This is a genomic window from Arthrobacter sunyaminii (genome assembly GCF_018866305.1).
Classification (GTDB): Bacteria; Actinomycetota; Actinomycetes; order Actinomycetales; family Micrococcaceae; genus Arthrobacter_B; species Arthrobacter_B sunyaminii.
The window spans coordinates 3,687,826-3,703,840 of the sequence record NZ_CP076456.1 but is presented as its reverse complement, the minus strand read 5'-3'; the positions used below and the strand labels follow the sequence as shown (position 1 = coordinate 3,703,840).

Here is a 16,015-nt window from a genome sequence, read left to right as displayed (position 1 = left end):
CCGGACATGCCTGTGTTTTATGTCACAATTCCGGTATCTTATCCGCAAGGTACATACCGAACGTTCTTTCAGTTATTCCAGCCCTCCGGATGAACAATGGAGTTTTTCATGAGCAGCAGCATCGCGGGAGCCCCCGCCGCCGGCAAGATGTCACGGGAGGAACGCAAGGTCCTCGCGGGAACCCTCGTGGGCACCACCATCGAATGGTACGACTTCTTTATCTACGCCCAGGCAGCCGGCCTGGTCCTGGCAACGCTCTATTTCGGCCCGGTCAGCGAAGGACCGATGGGACAGGTGGTGTCCTTCGCAACCATCGGCATCAGCTTCCTGTTCCGGCCGCTGGGCGCCGTTGTCGCCGGGCACCTCGGTGACAAGCTCGGCCGCAAGAAGATGCTCGTCTTCACCCTGCTGATGATGGGTGCTTCGACGGCACTCATCGGGCTCGTTCCCACCTACGCCCAGATCGGCGTTGCGGCTCCCATCCTGCTCGTGCTGCTGCGCATCCTGCAGGGCTTCTCGGCGGGCGGCGAGTGGGGCGGTGCGGCCCTGTTGTCCGTGGAGCACGCACCCGTGAATAAGCGCGGACTCTTCGGCGCCTACCCGCAGATCGGCGTTCCGATCGGCATGATCCTGGCGACGTTCGTCATGTACGTGCTCAGCACCAGCCTCACCGAAGAGCAGTTCCTGTCCTGGGGGTGGCGCATCCCGTTCCTGTTCTCCGTGGTGCTGATCGGGGTGGGGTACTTCATCCGCCGGTCCGTGGATGAGAGCCCGATCTTCCTGGAAATCCAGGAGCGCAAGAAGGAATCCTCCGCGCCGCTGGCCCAGCTGTTCAAGCACAACACCCGCGAAGTTGTCCTCAGCGCCCTGATCTTCATTGCCAACAACGCCGCCGGATACCTGGTCATCGCGTTTTTCGCTTCCTATGCCACCGGCAAGGCCGACGACGGCGGGCTGGGGATGCACCGCCCCTCAGTGCTGCTGGCCACCACCTTGGGATCCTTCGGCTGGCTGATCTTCACCATGTACGGCGGGATTCTCTCGGACCGGATCGGCAGGATCCGGACCTTCCAGATCGGCTACGCCTGGGTGTTCCTCTGGGCCGTACCCATGTTCCTGCTCATCGACACCGCCAACATCGTCCTGTTCGCCGTCGCCATCTTTGTGCTGACCATCGGATTGGGTTTGTCCTACGGCCCGCAGTCGGCGCTGTACGCCGAGATGTTCCCCGCCCGGGTCCGGTACTCCGGGGTGTCCATCGGCTATGCGCTGGGTGCAATCCTTGGCGGCGCTTTTGCTCCCACCATCGCGCAGATGCTGCTCAATGAAACCGGATGGTCGCCGTCCATCGGCATCTACATCATGGTGCTTTGCGTCATCTCCTTCGCTGCGGTGAGCATGGTGAAGGAAACCCGGGGTGCTGACCTGCACGTCGATGAAGTGCACAAGAGCAAGCGGTGAAAATCCGGGGAGCGGTGCTCGAGGAGATCGGCAGAACACCCAACTACGCGGATTCCAGGCCACTGACCATCTGTGACCTGGAACTGGATGAGCCCGCCGGCGATGAGATCCGGGTCCGGATCGAATGCGCCGGGATCTGCCATTCGGATTTGTCCGTGGTCAACGGCGACAGGGTGCGCCCGGTGCCCATGCTTCTGGGCCATGAGGCCGCCGGCATTGTGGAAAGTGTCGGAGACTCCGTGACGGAGCTCGTCCCCGGTGACCGCGTTGTCATGACGTTCCTTCCCCGGTGCGGGGAATGCCGCGGGTGCCGGTCCAACGGGCTGCTTCCCTGCACTGAGGGAACCGCCTCCAACACCAAGGGAACCCTGCTGTCGGGACAGGTCCGGCTGCACCGCGGCGGCGAAGACGTGCTGCATCATCTGGGCGTTTCCGGCTTCGCCACCCACGCCGTCGTGGACAAGCGGTCGGTGGTGAAGGTGGGCGCCGATGTGCCGCCGGAGGTCGCCGCCTTGCTGGGCTGCGCCGTCCTCACCGGAGGCGGGGCCGTGCTCAACCTGGCCAAGCCAAAGCCGGGGGACACCCTGATGGTGGTGGGCCTGGGCGGTGTGGGAATGGCTGCCCTGCTCACGGCACGCGCCCTCGGCGCCGAGGTCATTGGGATCGACGCGAATGAGGAAAAGCTGGGGCAGGCCCAGGCTCTGGGCGCTGCGGAGGCCTACACGCCGGCGGCCGCTGCTGAGCTTGGCATCACGGCGTCCACCGTGGTGGAAGCTGCCGGCAATGCCCGGGCCTTTGAGACCGCTGTGGCGCTGACCGAGCCCGGCGGCACCACCATTACCGTGGGACTGCCGGCTCCGACGGCCCTGGCGCAGATTTCACCGCTCACCCTGGTGGCTGAGGCCCGGACCATTATCGGCAGTTATCTGGGATCAGCCGTTCCTTCCCGTGATGTGCCCATCTTTGCCGACCTCTGGCGCCAGGGACGGCTGCCGGTGGAGAAGCTGGTGTCGGCCCGGATTCCGCTGGAGGGCATCAACGCTGCCATGGACGATCTCGCCGAAGGCCGGGCCCTGCGCCAGATCATCCATTTCGACGGGGAATGACTAGTTAGCGCTGAAGCGTGCCGATGGGGTCGCCGTCGTTGTTGAACAGTGCGAGACTTTCGCCGTCAACCTCGGCGGTGGCCGCATCGGACAGCCAGGTGTCGACGCCGATGCAGCCCACCAAGGTGGAGGTCATGTCTTTCAGTTCCACCGCGGAACCTTTTTGGTCCCAGCGGCCCATCAGGGCGTTGCAGCCGTCGGTGCCGTTCACCCGGCCGCCGGATTCGAACACCAGGGACGGCATGCCCGAATCCTCGGTGTTGCCCCAGCTGCCTTCAACGGAGGAGGAAGGTGTTCCGGCAGAGTCCGCGCAGGACGACAGTCTGGCTGCCACCAGCACAGCCCCCAGCATGGCTGCGGACCGAAGCGGCGCTGCAGGGCGGCGTCGCATGCTCACAGCCATTTGTTCCTCTTAAAGGTCAGATACAGAGCTGCCGCCATGACAACCATGGCGCCCAGGGCCAAGGGGTACCCCCACTCCCAGGACAGTTCGGGCATGTTATCGAAGTTCATGCCGTAGATGGCCCCAATCAGGGTGGGAGCAAACAGGATGGCAGCCCAGGAGGAGATGCGTTTGACCTGCTCGTTCTGCGCAATCGAGGTTTCCGCCAGACGGTTCGACGCCAGGGTGGAGGAGAGGTTCAGGGCATTCTCCAGCAGGGCACGGTAGGCGTTGACCCGGTCGATCAGACGCAGGACGTGGTCCAGGACGTCGCCCAGGTTGTCCTGCAGCTGATCCGGAATTCCGAACTCTCCGGTGTTGCTCCGCAGGGTTCCCACCATGCCTTCGAGCGGTGCAATGGCACGCTGGAACTGGATGACTTCGCGGGAGAGCTCATAGATGCGCCGGGATACTTCAACATCGCCGCCGAAGAGCTGGTCCTCGATCTCATCGATGTCGTTCTCCAGCCCGGCCGCCACCGGTGCGTATTCATCCACCACCTGGTCCAGGACTGCGTAGAGCACGGCATGCGGACCGAGGGCCAGCAGGTCCGGTTCCTGTTCCAGCCGCTTCCTGACACGGCCCAGGTCAGGGGATTCGGCGTGCCGCACCGTCACTACAAAGTTGGGGCCCACAAACAGGTGCAGCTCGCCGAACTCGACGCGTTCGACGTCGTCCAGGTACCGGGCCGGCCGCAGGACCGTAAACAGCGTGGTGTCATAGTGCTCGAGCTTGGCCCGCTGGTGGCCCGCAAGCGCGTCCTCCACGGTCAGCAGGTTCAATCCGAATTCCTCGGCGACGGCCAACAGCTCAATGTCGTCGGGGCGGTACAAACCGATCCAGGCCATGCCGCCGGAAGTGCGGGTCAGCTCGAACGTTTCATCCAGACTGTCCGGTGTGTGCTGGCGCTTTCCGTCCACATACACCCCGTTGTCGATCAGTGTCATGGACGTCCCTCCGTGTTGTTGGCTGCTGCCGCCCGCGGGCAGGTGCGGCGCGGACAAAAGTTCATTATCCCTGCTGTTACGCGGAATTCAGTTCCGAACCGTTTCCGGCACCACGCCGGGAGGCTTCCGCGGCGCCGTCGATCCGGCCCAGCGGCCGGGCTGTGGCGGATCCGCCGCCCACGGCGCGCAGCGCGTTGAGGATGGCAGCCAGGTCCACGAGCTCCTGGATCAGGGCTCCGGCCACCGCGGGGATGAATCCGAAGGCAGCGGCCAGCATCAGCCCGACGCTGAGCGAGATGCCCAGCCAGATACTGCCCAGGGCAATTCGCATCGTCCGCCGGCCAATGACGACGGCGTCGGCCACCTTGGAAATGTCATCCGCCACGATCACTGCGTCAGCCGATTCCCCGGCGGCAGTGGAACCGCGTGCGCCCATGGCAATGCCGACGTCGGCCGCAGCGAGCACAGGTGCGTCATTGACGCCGTCGCCCACCATAATGACCGGGCGCGAGGGCATCGCTGCCACCAGCCGGACCTTGTCTTCGGGCAGGAGCTCCGCATGGACCTGCTGGATCCCCAAAGCCGCCGCGGCGCTTTCAGCAGAGGCGCGGCCGTCCCCGGTGAGCATGACGGGCGGTTCCAGGCCGAGCCGGGCAAGCTGCTCCAGGGTGGTCTTTGCGTTCCGCCGCGGCGTGTCACTGAGGAGGAGGGTGCCGGCGAAGCGTCCGTCCACCGCCACGTAAACCCTGAGCTGCCCGGCGCCGGCCTTCGTTTCACCGCCGTCTCCGGTGTCGGGAGCCTCGGCGGCAACGAAGCGGCGCTTGCCCACCAGGACCGTGTGGCCATCCACAACGGCACGCACGCCGTTGGTCGCAACCTCTGAAGCGGTGGTGGCCGGGCTCAGCTGCAGTCCGCGCTCCTGGGCGGCACTTTGCACGGCGGCGGCCAGCACATGGGACGAGTATTGCTCGGCCGAGGCAGCCAGCCGCAGCACGTCGTCGGCTGCGAAGGAGGAAGCGGGCTGAATAGTTGTCAGCTCGGGCTTCCCATAGGTCAGCGTGCCGGTCTTGTCGAAAGCAATGCTGCGGGCTCCGGCCAGCTGCTGCAGGGTTGCCCCGCCCTTGACGATGATGCCGTCCTTGGCGGCCCGGCTCATACCGCCCATGAAGGCCACCGGTGCGGCGATCAGCAGGGGACACGGAGTGGCCAGCACCAACACCTCGGCGAACCGGACCGGCTCCCCGCTTACCCACCAGGCAATGCCGGCAAGGAGGAGGGAGAAGACAGTGAACGGGACGGCAAAGCGGTCGGCAAGCCGGACCACCGGGGCCTTGGACTCGGCGGCCTCGCGCACCAGGGCGACGATTCGCTGGTACTGGCTGTCCTCCGTGGCCGCGGTGGCCCGGATCAGCGCAGCCTGCGATCCGTTGACCGAGCCGCTCATCACTGTTTGTCCTTCGGTGATGGTCACCGGCAGGGGTTCGCCGGTCAGCGAGGATTCATCAAAACTGCCTTCCGGGCTGAGCAGGACGCCGTCCACCGGGACCAGTTCAGCCGGTTTAATCAGCAGCACATCGCCCGGGACCACCGCACCCGCCGGGATGTCCTGAGGCGTTTGGGAATTCGGCGGCAGCCGGTGTGCCGCCTGCGGTGCCCGGGCGAGAAGGGCATCCAGCTCCCCGCGTGCCCGCCCGGCGGCGTAGTCTTCCAACGCCTCGCCGCCGGAGAGCATCAGCACAATGATCAGGGAGGCAATGTACTCGCCCACCGCCACGGTGGACAGGATGGCCACCACGGCCAGGATATCCAGCCCCCAGCGACCGCGGAGGATGTCACGGATCATGCGGGCGCTGGTTACAGCGGCGACCAGCAGGGCGAAAATTGAGGCGATCCATGCGGCGGGAGTATTGAGATCGGTGCCCAGCAGCGCAAAAACCACCACGCCGACGACGATGGTTGCCGCCACCACCGGGTACCTCCGGATTGCACGAAGAACTCTCATGTCTCCCGTTATAGGCCTGCCGCAAGGGCCCCGCCAGCAAGAGATGGCTTGCCTAACTCCGAGGCCGGATTAGTTCATCCGTGCGGTGATCGAACGCGCCGTTTCTGCCAGCCGCCGGCCCAGTGTTTCTTCATCCCTGCCGGAGCCGAAGTACACCACCGACACGGCCGCCGGCAGCTGCCCGGAAACGGTGATGGGAGACGCGACGGCGGAGACTCCGCCGATGACTTCGTCGTGGCTGACCGCATAACCCCGGGCTCGCGCCAGAGTGGATTCCGGCCGGTAGGGCTGCCCGGGGGCCAGCTTGGCCCATTGTTCCTCGCCCACGGCGGACTGGATGGCAATGCCCGGCGCTCCGGAAGCGAAGGAGTGCCTGGTTCCCGGGCGCTGGACCAGTGCCGTGCGGCTGTGGCGCGGTTCCACTGTCACCAGCGTGACGCAGTCGTGCTGGTCCCACACGGCCACGAAAGCGGTCATGGAGAGTTCTTCGGCCAGGACCGTCAGCTCGGGCAGTGCCGCCGTCTGGAGGTCCCGCGATACACCGCGGGCCAGCGCTGCGAGGCCGGGCGCCGTCGCCACCCGGCCGGCGTCGTCGCGCATCACCAGCGAATGCGCTTCCAAGGTGCGCAGGATTCGGTAGGCGATGGAACGGTGGACGCCGAGGCTCTGCGACAGTTCAGCGATGGTCATGGGTGCCTCGGCCTCCGCCAGCAGTTCCAGGGCGTGCAGGCCGCGCGAGAGGGTCTGGGATAAGGATCCGGCTCCGCCGGGCCCCGGGGAAGGGGCAGATGCGGATGCGCTGTCGGGGCCGGAGGGTTCAGTCATGGAGCCATCTTAGGATGACACGCCCGGGGCCGGCCGAAGCTAGGGCATTCGGCGGCGGCTCAGCAGGCCGGACATGAGGAAGGCGAGCCCGCCGGCCAGCGGCCACCAGGTGTACATGCTCAGGGTTTCGCCCAGGAAGGCGACCACCAGGATGCCCAGCATGCAGGCAATGACCATGGTCATGCCCACCACTATGCGGATGCGTCCGCGGTTGGGCGAGGGGAGAGGCGGAAGCCACGGAGGACGCTCGTCGGTCCAACTCATGCGGCAAGGTTAAGCCTGCCGGGGCCGATTGCACCCGGCTGGGAGTGGCTTTTTTCTCAGCCGCATCCGTCAATGCCGCTGCTCTATCCCGGCGCGTGCACCCGTGAAATGATGGCGGCGATCCTGTGTGCCGGGCGCCGCCCCTGCACTTCTCCTGCGGTTTATCGGCGCGGCAATTTTTCCCTCTCTACGACTGGAGTACCGACATGGAACAGAGCGATCTCCTCATTGACGCCTTTGGCCGGCTTCCCCAGGCGGTCCGAAGCGCCACCCACGGTTTGGACGCGGGCGCACTGAACCACCGGCCCTATCCGCAGGGCAACTCCATCGCGTGGCTGATCTGGCATCTGGCCCGCGGCGAGGATGCCCAGATTGCTCCGTTGGCCGGGCATGAACAGGCGTGGACCGCGGAGGGATGGTACGGGCGGGTGGGGCTTCCACTTGCGGTCGAAGACACCGGATACGGCCACAACTCAGAGCAGGTTGCGGCCGTACAGGTTCAGTCAGCCGATGTGCTGCTGGGTTACTACGAGGCGGTGCATTCACGCACGGCCGCCTTTGTTTCCGGACTTTCCGGACAGGACCTGGACCAAGTGGTGGACACCGCCTGGGATCCGCCCGTAACCCTCGGAGTGCGACTGATCAGCATCCTCGGTGACGGGTTGGAACACGTGGGCCAGGCTGCTTACCTTCGCGGGATGGCGGTGGCGGAGGGTTTGTAGCCGTCGGCCGCCGTCGTCGTTGGCTTATTGCGCGCTGATCAGCTGCGGGACATAACCACCAGGAGTTCCTCACACATGGCGGCGCAGCGGCGGCATGTTTCCGCACAGATGCGGCAGTGTCCGTGTTCGGCGGCATGCTGGGCGCATTCTTCCGCGCACTGGCGGCAGGCCGCCGCGCACGCCCGCAGCAGTGCTTCCGTGCTGTCCGGATAGCCGGCGTACCGTGTTCCAACCCGGGCTACGACGGTGCCGGTGGCAGCGCAGATGTCGGCGCAGTTGAGGTCCTTGCGGATGCATTCCACCATGTCGCCGAGCATGTCCTCACTGAGGCAGGCGTCGGCGCAGGCGGTGCAGACCTGTACGCAGTCAAAGCAGGCAATGACGCAGGTGGAGACGGCCTCGAGGTCCGTTCCGGCGCCGTCGGGACGTTCACTGAGGATGGATTCGATGAGGCTCATGGCACTGCTCCTTGTTGCGTTCGCTGATCGGTGCGGTTTCGCCGGGAGTGCGGCCGGGGATGCTGCGGCCCGGGCTGTCAGGATAGCCCTGGGCCGGAAGGCCGAACCAGAGCGTGAGCGGCCAGAGGCACTGCGGGGGGCCAGAACACTGCGGCGATTTGCCTATGAACCTGTGCCCGGGTCTAGAATCGGGGTTATGCCCCTCGGGGCTGTCCGGCTTTGGCCGGACTGGGGCTTTAGCTCAGTTGGTAGAGCGTTTCGTTCGCAATGAAAAGGTCAGGGGTTCGATTCCCCTAAGCTCCACCCTTTCAAAAGGGGCCTGCTTTCCTTGTTCCAAAGGAAGGCGGGCCCCTTTCGTGTCGGTAAAGAGGTCAATCAGTTACTTCGACACGACGCCGAACGGTCACGCCTGCATAATGAGGCGGTTCAGCGTGTCCGTTACGTGCTTTGCCTCGGAGTGGGAAACGCGGAAATCGATGCTGTTTCCGGTCGTGATCACGGAAACGATGGTGTACATCATTCCGTCACGTCTTGTGGTCACAGATGAAACCCTCTTGAGCGGGATCATCTCCGTGAAGGCGTTTCCGTGCTTCACTCCGGTGCCAAGGAGGGATACGCCCCCGGTCAACAACCCGGCGGTGAGTTTGCCGGCGGACAGGCTCCGCTTCAATTCCCACTCAATGCGGTCGTGGAAAATGCGAACCTGCGCGTTCCTGCCTTTGGTGTGGGAGGCGAACTCGAGGATCGGGATGCTCACGGTCTTCCTTTCAGTAGTTGATGAGGGAGGACGCTTGGGAGGGCTCTTTTCGACCAGACTCCCGGGGCCGAACCTGCATTGCATCGGTTCGGGGCATATCCCCAATTTTATAAGGTGTGTCCCACAGCCATGTGGCTGAGTCCCGCACGATTCCTTGCCCTATACTCGGGCGACGTGCAATGAATCCGACAGCACAGATCCGACGTGCGTCACATCCAAGGAGCAACCATGAAAGTCCTCATCACCGGAGCCCACGGAAAAGTCGGACGCGCCGCCACGCAGGCAATGATCGACGCCGGACACGAAGTCATCACCACCGACCTCAGCCGGCCAAGCTACGAACGGAAGCCGGAAGGCACGCCCCGCTACGTCATGGCCGACCTCACGGATGCCGGGCAAGCGTACGCCGTCGTGCACGGAGTCGACGCCGTCGTGCACATCGCCGCCATCCCCGAGCCCACGGGCCATGCTCCCCAGGTTGTCTTCCAGAACAATCTAATGTCCACCTTCAACGTCCTTGAGGCCGCCGTCAGCTTCGGCGTTCAGCGCTTTGTCTTCATCTCCAGCGAAACGGTGCCCGGCTTCTTTTTCCCGGAACGCGATTTCCTTCCGGAGTACGCTCCCGTGGATGAAGAACACCCGATCCACCCGCAGGACCCTTACGCGCTCGCCAAGCACTTTAGTGAGCAGCTCATGGACGCCGCTGTTGCCCGGTCCGACATTCAATGCATCTCCATCCGGCCCAGCTGGGTGCAGTTCGAGGGCAACTATGAAAACAATCTGGGCCCGCAGATCCGCGACGCTTCGGTGCTCAGCCCCGGGCTGTGGAGCTACATCGATGTGTATGACCTGGCTGACGCCATTGTCCTCGCCGCCGAGTCCGACCTGCCCGGACACGAAGTCTTCTACATCGCCTCACCGGACAACGCGGGCGGCCATGACTTCGCGGAGGTGCTGACGAAGTACTACGGCGACCGGATCGAACTGCGCGATCTTGACCGGCCCGACGCTTCCGGCATCTCCAGCGCCAAGGCCCAGCGCATGCTCGGCTGGCAGCCCAAGCGTTCCTGGCGTGACTACCTGGACGCCGACGGGAAGGCCCTTCAGAAGGACGACGGCGCAGCCGGCTAATCGGACGGCGGGCGCTGTCGCTGACGCTTGGTGGCGGAGCGCTGCTTCTTGGCGTCGAGGCGCCGGTAGTTCGAGCCCCGGGTGGGTTTGGTTTTCCGCCGGGCTGCTGCCTCCGGGGCGAGGCCGTCCGCCACCATCTCGGCAAGCTTGGTGAGGGCGATCTCGCGGTTGCGCAGCTGGGAGCGCTGTTCCGAAGCGGTGACGGTGACGGTTCCGGCAATTAGGTGCCTTTTGAGGCGCCGAAGCAGGATCTGCCGCTGGGTGTCGGTCAGGGACGTCGAGGCAGCCACATTCCAGGACAGTGCTGCCCGGCTGTCGGAGGTGTTGACGTGCTGCCCGCCGGGACCGGATGAGCGGGAGAAACGCCAGGTCAGTTCCGACGCGGGAATTGTGAGCGCGGGCGACACCATCAAGTCCATACCCCCAGCCTCGCATGGGTTAGCCGGTGCAGCACCGTGACAACCACTCTTCCATCGGTAGTGTGCCATTGGTACAGTGCCGCCCATGACTACAAACACCCTGCCTCAGCCAACCGTCAATGCACGCACCGTGCTCCTGCCGTATCTGCTGGTTCTGGTCGCCGCCACGGCGGCGATTCAAGCCGCGATCGCCTTCACCGGAGGAGACATTACCCTTCTCGCCGGGATCCTCACCGCCCTGGTTGCAGCCGGAATTGCCGTCTGGTTTTGGCGCAACTACCGCAAACTCACCAAGATCCGCTTTGGCCTGGCCATTGCGCACACCCTCGCTTTTGTCACCGTAACGGCATCCTTCAACCTGCACGCCGTCATCCGTGCGCTTTCGCTGGGTTCGACCGGCGGAGCCGACGGCGCCGCTGCCCATGAGCTGCTATCCACCCCCTGGTTCGGCGCCACGCTCGTGATGAGTGCCGCCTGGGGAGCCGGGCTCCTCGTCCACCTCGCCGGCGTCGTGCTGGGCCGCGGATGGGAAGACTGAGCGTGGCCCGACCCGTTGAGGAACAGGAATGGGTTCAAGCCCGGGTCGAATCCTGGGTGGAGACCTACAAGAAATCCATGCTGACGCCGGTGGTTTTGCGGGCAGTGGCCGAGCATCAACCGGTGACGGTGGCCAGGGTTGCAGAAGAGGTTGCAGCAGGCACCGGCTGGCAGATCACCGAGCGCAGTCTCTACCGCACCCTGAAAAGGCTGCAGGACACCGGTCTCCTGCACAGTGCGGAGGTCGATGTCCCGCGCACCGGGGCAAAGCGCAAGGAGATCTCCCTGACAGGCTTGGGGTCGCAGTTCCTTGCCGGAATCACCGCCAGCCTGGTTGAATTTCCGGGCCCTGGAGCCGGCAGGAAACCTGGCCGCTAAACCGCCTTCACCACCGGAAGATCAGACCACTCGGTGGTGTAGCGCGGGGAAGCGAAGTTCCGCGCCATGGTCCAGTCCGGCTTGGCTGTGGACATCCCGGCCAGTCCCAGGCCAATGCTGGCAGCACCGTACTTGTCGGTGACCTGCGCCAGCAGCGGCCCGATGTCCTTCTGCTCCGGTCCGGCATCGAACAGGTCGAACACCGGCTCGGCGCCGGCGGGGGAGAGGCCCGTGAGCATGATTCCGGCCTTGGCATACCGGGCACCCTCCACCACCTGGGGATCCATGGCGTCAATCGCGGCCCGGGTGAGCACCAGGGGATCCGCGGTGGGCCGCTGAAGCCGGACCGTAGCCGAAGGTGAGGATGCTTCAGTGCCGCTGAAGCGCGACGTGGACGCAAAAACCGTCATGACGCTGGCCAGCTGTCCCTCCTTGGCCAGTCGAATGGCCGCTTTCTGGGCGTACAGGCTCATGACCTGGCGCATCGATTCCTGTGTAGTCACCGGCGTCGCGAAGCTGCGTGAAAAGAGGACCTGCTGTTTGTCTGCGGACTCGGTTTCCATGGGAATGCAGGCGGTGCCGTTCAGTTCCAGCACCGTGCGCTGCAGCACCACGGAGAACTTCGCACGGATCGCGGCGGGATCGGCGGCGCGCAGATCCGCGACAGTGTGGATGCCCAGCGCATTCAGCCGGACACCGTTGCGCGCGCCCACGCCCCACAGGCCGGTGACCGGCACGCGGGACATGATGGTGTCGACGACGGCGGGATCCAGGGTGTCGAGGTTGCAGACCCCGCCCATGTGGGGATTCTGCTTGGCGATCCGGTTCGCGAATTTGGCCAGGGTTTTGGTGGGGCCGATCCCCACGCAGACCGGCAGGCCGATGTTCTTCGCCACGGCAGCCCGGATGTCAGTGCCCCGGGTCCGCAGTTCGTCATCGGTGCCGTGCAGGTGCAGGAAACACTCGTCGATGGAGTAAATCTCCTGCTCGGAGGAGAAGCGTGCCAGCAGCTGCATCACGCGCGAGCTCAGGTCCCCGTACAGCTCATAGTTGCTCGAGCGCTGCACCAGGCCCAGCTTCGGAGCGGCCTCGGCCAGCTTGAACCACGGCTCACCCGTCTTGATGCCCAGGGCCTTGGCCTCATCGGAGCGGGCCACCACGCAGCCGTCGTTGTTGGAGAGCACCACCACGGGAATGCCGGCCAGCTTCGGGTCAAAAAGGCGCTCGCAGGAGACGTAGAAGCTGTTTACGTCCACGAGTGCGATGCGGTGCTGCTCAGCCATGAGACGGCCTAGACATGGTGCAGACACCGGGTCACGACACCCCAGACGGACAGTTCCGCGGGATCCGGCACCCGGATGTCTTCTGCGTCCGGGCTGTCCGCGCGCAGGAAGATCCCCTGGCCGGTCAACAGCAGCCGCCGGATGATCAGCTCTCCGTTCAGAACGGCAACAACCACCGACCCGTCTTTGGGCGTCAGCGACCGGTCCACGATCAGCTCGTCTCCGTCGCTGATGCCGGCTTCGTCCATGGCGTTGCCGGAAACCCGCATGATGAAGGTGGACGTGGCATCGCGGATCAGGTGCCGGTTCAGGTCAATGCCGGCGTCGTAATAGTCCTGGGCGGGTGATGCGAACCCGGCCGGAAGCGTTGAACCGCGGGTGGCCGGCTGTTCCTTCGCGCCGCCGGAACGCGGCGCAGAGTCGGAGGAAAACACGGGCACCGCACACCTCCCTAGAACACACCTTCGAATACCAACAGGTTAGCACTGAGCATGGAAAACACCTTGGCGAACGGCGCAAGTTGCCGCAGACTGGGTGGACATTGCTGCCAGCCAGGGCAGACCGGGCGCAAGACGGGCCCCGGCCACGTCTGATGCCACCGGAGCTCCCATGAATCAGCCCGCCGTCGAAACGACCAGCCTCGTCAAGGCCTTCGGCTCTGCCCGTGCTCTGGACGGGTTCTCGCTCACGGTGGAGGAGGGACAGGTCGCCGGATTTCTGGGGCCCAACGGAGCCGGGAAATCCACCGCCATCCGGGTGCTGCTGGGCGTGCTGCGCGCTGACGCCGGAACCGCCGCGGTGCTGGGCATGGATCCCTGGGCGGACGCCGTCGCCGTCCACCGCCGGATCGCTTACGTTCCCGGGGACACCACCCTCTGGCCGAACCTGACGGGCGGGGAAGCCATTGACATCTTCACCCGGCTACATGCCGGCAAGCGGACCGCGGGGAAGGACCGGAACGCGAAGCGGCAGGCGGCACGACGCGCTGAACTGCTGGAACGCTTCGAGCTGGACCCCACCAAGAAGGCGCGCACCTATTCCAAAGGCAACCGGCAAAAGGTGGCGCTGGTCGCCGCGCTCGCCTCAGATGCTGAGCTGTTCCTGCTCGATGAACCCACCTCGGGCCTCGATCCGCTCATGGAGGCCGCGTTCACCGAGGAGATCCGGAACCTGCGCAGCGAGGGACGTACCGTGCTGCTGTCCAGCCACATCCTCGCCGAGGTGGAAAAGCTGTGCGACACCGTCACCATCATCCGCTCCGGCCGCGACGTGGAAACCGGCACCCTGGCCCAGCTGCGCCACCTCACCCGGTCCACGGTCACGGCGACGACGACGGCGGATCCGGCCGCGCTGGCCGCTGCACCGGGGGTGCACAACCTCAGTGCGGAGCACGGATATCTGCGGTTCGACGTCTACAATGCGCAGGTGAACAGCATCCTGGCACTGCTGGCCGAAGCCGGCGTGCAAAACCTGACCATTGCCCCGCCGTCACTGGAGGAGCTGTTCCTGCGCCACTACGGTGACGAGGCGGGAGCAGAGCAATGAGCGCACCACCCACTGCCCGCCGGCAGTCCTTCCGCAACCCGTGGGCTGCCACCGGCGGATTGCTGCGGCTGCACCTGAGGCTGGATCGGATCATTATTCCGGTCTGGACCCTGGCCGTCGGCGCAGGCGTTGCCGGGTCCATGGCAACTTTCGAGACGACCTACACCACCCCGGAATCACTGCAGGCCCGGGCATCGCTCATGGACAACCCGGCCACGGTCATGATGACCGGACCGGCCTTTGGACTGGAGAATTACACGTTCGGCGCGATGGTCGCCAACGAACTCTCCTTGTACCTCTATCTGGCCGCCGCCATCATGAGCATCCTCCTCGTGGTGCGGCATACCAGGGCGGAGGAGGAATCCGGCCGGATGGAAATGCTCCGTGCCCTGCCGGTGGGCCCTTTTGCACCGGCCGCCGCCGCAATCATCACGGTCGCCGTCGCCAATGCCGCGGTCGGGGCGGCCGTTGTGGCGGCGCTCGCGGGCACAGCGTCCCTGGACCCTGCCAGTTCGCTTGCCCTGGGCGCCGGGACCGCACTCACCGGCATGGTTTTCGGTGCGGTTGCCGCGGTTGCCGCCCAGCTCAATGAGCACGCGCGGGGAGCCACCGGCACGGCAATGGCGGTTCTGGCTGCCGCCTTCCTGATCCGGGGAATCGGCGACGTCATCAATAACCAGGGATCCTGGCTGTCCTGGTTCTCGCCGCTTGCCTGGCCGCAGCAGACCCGCCTCTGGGTGGACCTGCGCTGGTGGCCGCTGCTCCTCTCGGCTGCGGCCACGGCAATACTGCTGGTGCTCGCCGTGGAGCTGGCCCGGCGGCGGGACCTTGGCGCCGGGCTGCGGACGCCCCGGCCCGGTCCGGCAACCGCCAGGCCCGCCCTACTTTCCCCGGCGGGTCTGGCCGGCCGGCTGCTGCGCGGCTCCTTTGCCACCTGGACCGTCTCCGCTTTCCTGTTCGCGGCCGCTTTTGGGGCGCTGGCCAATTCCCTGGAGGAATCATTCTCCGATCTTCCGCAGCTGGCGGATTTCATCACCGTGGACCTGGCGGATGTGACCACCAGTTTTGCGTCCGCCATCGTCTCCTTCGTCATCGTTGCCCCGCTCATCTTCAGCGTCTCGGCCGTCCTGCGGCTGCGCGCAGAGGAGGACGCGGGCCGTGTCGAGCAGCTGCTCGCCACCGGCAGTTCCCGGACCGGGCTGCTTGCGGGATGGCTCGCTGTGGTGGCCGGGCAGACCGTCCTGATGACCGCCGTCGTGGGGCTCGGCGCAGGTTTGGGAGTGGCCGCGGGAACCGGCGACGGCGGATGGGCGGGCGAGCTGACCCTTGCTGCGCTGACGTATTTACCCGCCATCGCCCTGTCCGCCGGCGTCGCGGCGGCCCTCTACGGTCTGTTTCCCCGGCTCGCTGCACTGGCGTGGGCGCCGGTGGTGTGGAGCGCCATTGTGCTCTTTCTGGGACAGCTGCTGGCTCTGCCCGATTGGGCCATGGACCTGTCACCCCTCGCCCATGTGGCGCTGGTGCCCAGCGCCGATCCGGAGGCTGCCCCGCTGGCGGTTCTGACGGCGGGTGCAGCAGTCCTCGTCGCGGCGGGTTTTACGGGTTTCCGGCGGCGCGACGTCGGGATCGGGTGATCAGGGCACCCGGATGCAGGCTGCCCCTAGCTGCCGTTTCGGCCGCCCCCTAGGCTGGCAGCGGCAGCCAGTCGGCCGCCGTCGGAACCGCCTCAGGAGCTCAC

Annotated in this window: 18 protein-coding genes and 1 tRNA gene; 9 read left to right on the top strand and 10 right to left on the bottom strand. The window is 65.5% G+C overall.

What is annotated here, in order from left to right; genetic code table 11:
* Positions 1 to 108 precede the first annotated feature (108 nt).
* On the top strand, positions 109 to 1,461 hold the full coding sequence (locus KG104_RS16890) for an MFS transporter (RefSeq protein ID WP_207348264.1): 1,353 nt from the start codon (positions 109 to 111) through the stop codon (positions 1,459 to 1,461).
* Complete coding sequence (locus tag KG104_RS16885) at positions 1,458 to 2,567, top strand: alcohol dehydrogenase catalytic domain-containing protein (protein ID WP_207348265.1); 1,110 nt, start codon at positions 1,458 to 1,460, stop codon at positions 2,565 to 2,567. The genes KG104_RS16890 and KG104_RS16885 overlap by 4 nt, the downstream gene beginning before the upstream one ends.
* Positions 2,568 to 2,571: 4 nt before the next feature.
* On the opposite strand, the gene KG104_RS16880 is transcribed toward KG104_RS16885, so the two are convergent.
* The 5 genes from KG104_RS16880 to KG104_RS16860 form a co-directional block, all read right to left on the bottom strand.
* Entirely contained in the window at positions 2,572 to 2,958 is a 387-nt protein-coding gene (locus tag KG104_RS16880; RefSeq protein ID WP_237687241.1) for an META domain-containing protein, read from the bottom strand.
* 2 nt (positions 2,959 to 2,960) lie between these two features.
* Positions 2,961 to 3,956 (bottom strand): magnesium/cobalt transporter CorA, encoded by a 996-nt coding sequence (gene corA / locus KG104_RS16875; protein ID WP_104053292.1) that lies wholly within the window; start codon positions 3,954 to 3,956, stop codon positions 2,961 to 2,963.
* Positions 3,957 to 4,032: 76 nt separating this feature from the next.
* A complete protein-coding gene (locus KG104_RS16870; RefSeq protein WP_207348267.1) occupies positions 4,033 to 5,958 on the bottom strand; it encodes a heavy metal translocating P-type ATPase in 1,926 nt (641 codons plus the stop codon).
* 69 nt (positions 5,959 to 6,027) lie between these two features.
* Entirely contained in the window at positions 6,028 to 6,783 is a 756-nt protein-coding gene (locus tag KG104_RS16865) for an IclR family transcriptional regulator (protein WP_207348268.1), read from the bottom strand.
* Between the two features lie 39 nt (positions 6,784 to 6,822).
* Positions 6,823 to 7,047, bottom strand: coding sequence for a hypothetical protein (locus KG104_RS16860; protein ID WP_146068446.1), 225 nt, complete (start codon positions 7,045 to 7,047; stop codon positions 6,823 to 6,825).
* Between the two features lie 206 nt (positions 7,048 to 7,253).
* Between KG104_RS16860 and KG104_RS16855 the strand changes: the two genes are divergently transcribed.
* Positions 7,254 to 7,769: a mycothiol transferase gene (locus tag KG104_RS16855; RefSeq protein WP_207348269.1), complete on the top strand. Its 516-nt coding sequence runs from the start codon at positions 7,254 to 7,256 to the stop codon at positions 7,767 to 7,769.
* A gap of 38 nt (positions 7,770 to 7,807) precedes the next feature.
* Here KG104_RS16855 and KG104_RS16850 read toward each other — a convergent pair whose 3' ends face one another.
* On the bottom strand, positions 7,808 to 8,227 hold the full coding sequence (locus KG104_RS16850) for a four-helix bundle copper-binding protein (RefSeq protein ID WP_104053289.1): 420 nt from the start codon (positions 8,225 to 8,227) through the stop codon (positions 7,808 to 7,810).
* 230 nt (positions 8,228 to 8,457) lie between these two features.
* Between KG104_RS16850 and KG104_RS16845 the strand changes: the two genes are divergently transcribed.
* Positions 8,458 to 8,530 (top strand) — tRNA-Ala (locus KG104_RS16845).
* Positions 8,531 to 8,630: 100 nt separating this feature from the next.
* Here KG104_RS16845 and KG104_RS16840 read toward each other — a convergent pair.
* A complete protein-coding gene (locus KG104_RS16840) occupies positions 8,631 to 8,984 on the bottom strand; it encodes a hypothetical protein (protein ID WP_207348270.1) in 354 nt (117 codons plus the stop codon).
* A gap of 228 nt (positions 8,985 to 9,212) precedes the next feature.
* Between KG104_RS16840 and KG104_RS16835 the strand changes: the two genes are divergently transcribed.
* Positions 9,213 to 10,115 carry an NAD-dependent epimerase/dehydratase family protein gene (locus KG104_RS16835; protein WP_207348271.1) on the top strand — a complete coding sequence of 301 codons (903 nt, stop codon included), beginning with the start codon at positions 9,213 to 9,215 and terminating at the stop codon, positions 10,113 to 10,115.
* On the opposite strand, the gene arfB is transcribed toward KG104_RS16835, so the two are convergent.
* The gene (gene arfB / locus KG104_RS16830) at positions 10,112 to 10,534 is read right to left on the bottom strand and encodes an alternative ribosome rescue aminoacyl-tRNA hydrolase ArfB (RefSeq protein WP_207348272.1); all 423 of its coding nucleotides are present in this window, start codon (positions 10,532 to 10,534) and stop codon (positions 10,112 to 10,114) included. The genes KG104_RS16835 and arfB overlap by 4 nt on opposite strands.
* A gap of 85 nt (positions 10,535 to 10,619) precedes the next feature.
* Here arfB and KG104_RS16825 point away from each other — a divergent pair, with 85 nt between their 5' ends.
* Entirely contained in the window at positions 10,620 to 11,072 is a 453-nt protein-coding gene (locus KG104_RS16825) for a hypothetical protein (RefSeq protein WP_207348273.1), read from the top strand.
* A 2-nt stretch (positions 11,073 to 11,074) separates the two neighbouring features.
* Positions 11,075 to 11,449, top strand: a complete 375-nt coding sequence (locus KG104_RS16820; protein WP_207348274.1) for a PadR family transcriptional regulator — start codon at positions 11,075 to 11,077, stop codon at positions 11,447 to 11,449.
* On the opposite strand, the gene KG104_RS16815 is transcribed toward KG104_RS16820, so the two are convergent.
* Entirely contained in the window at positions 11,446 to 12,732 is a 1,287-nt protein-coding gene (locus KG104_RS16815; protein ID WP_207348275.1) for a Y-family DNA polymerase, read from the bottom strand. The two genes, KG104_RS16820 and KG104_RS16815, sit on opposite strands and share 4 nt — an antisense overlap.
* Before the next feature lie 8 nt (positions 12,733 to 12,740).
* Positions 12,741 to 13,166, bottom strand: a complete 426-nt coding sequence (locus KG104_RS16810) for a LexA family protein (protein WP_237688619.1) — start codon at positions 13,164 to 13,166, stop codon at positions 12,741 to 12,743.
* 175 nt (positions 13,167 to 13,341) lie between these two features.
* Here KG104_RS16810 and KG104_RS16805 point away from each other — a divergent pair, with 175 nt between their 5' ends.
* A complete protein-coding gene (locus tag KG104_RS16805) occupies positions 13,342 to 14,277 on the top strand; it encodes an ABC transporter ATP-binding protein (RefSeq protein ID WP_207348277.1) in 936 nt (311 codons plus the stop codon).
* Positions 14,274 to 15,911, top strand: a complete 1,638-nt coding sequence (locus KG104_RS16800) for an ABC transporter permease (RefSeq protein ID WP_207348278.1) — start codon at positions 14,274 to 14,276, stop codon at positions 15,909 to 15,911. The genes KG104_RS16805 and KG104_RS16800 overlap by 4 nt, the downstream gene beginning before the upstream one ends.
* Positions 15,912 to 16,015: the final 104 nt, after the last annotated feature.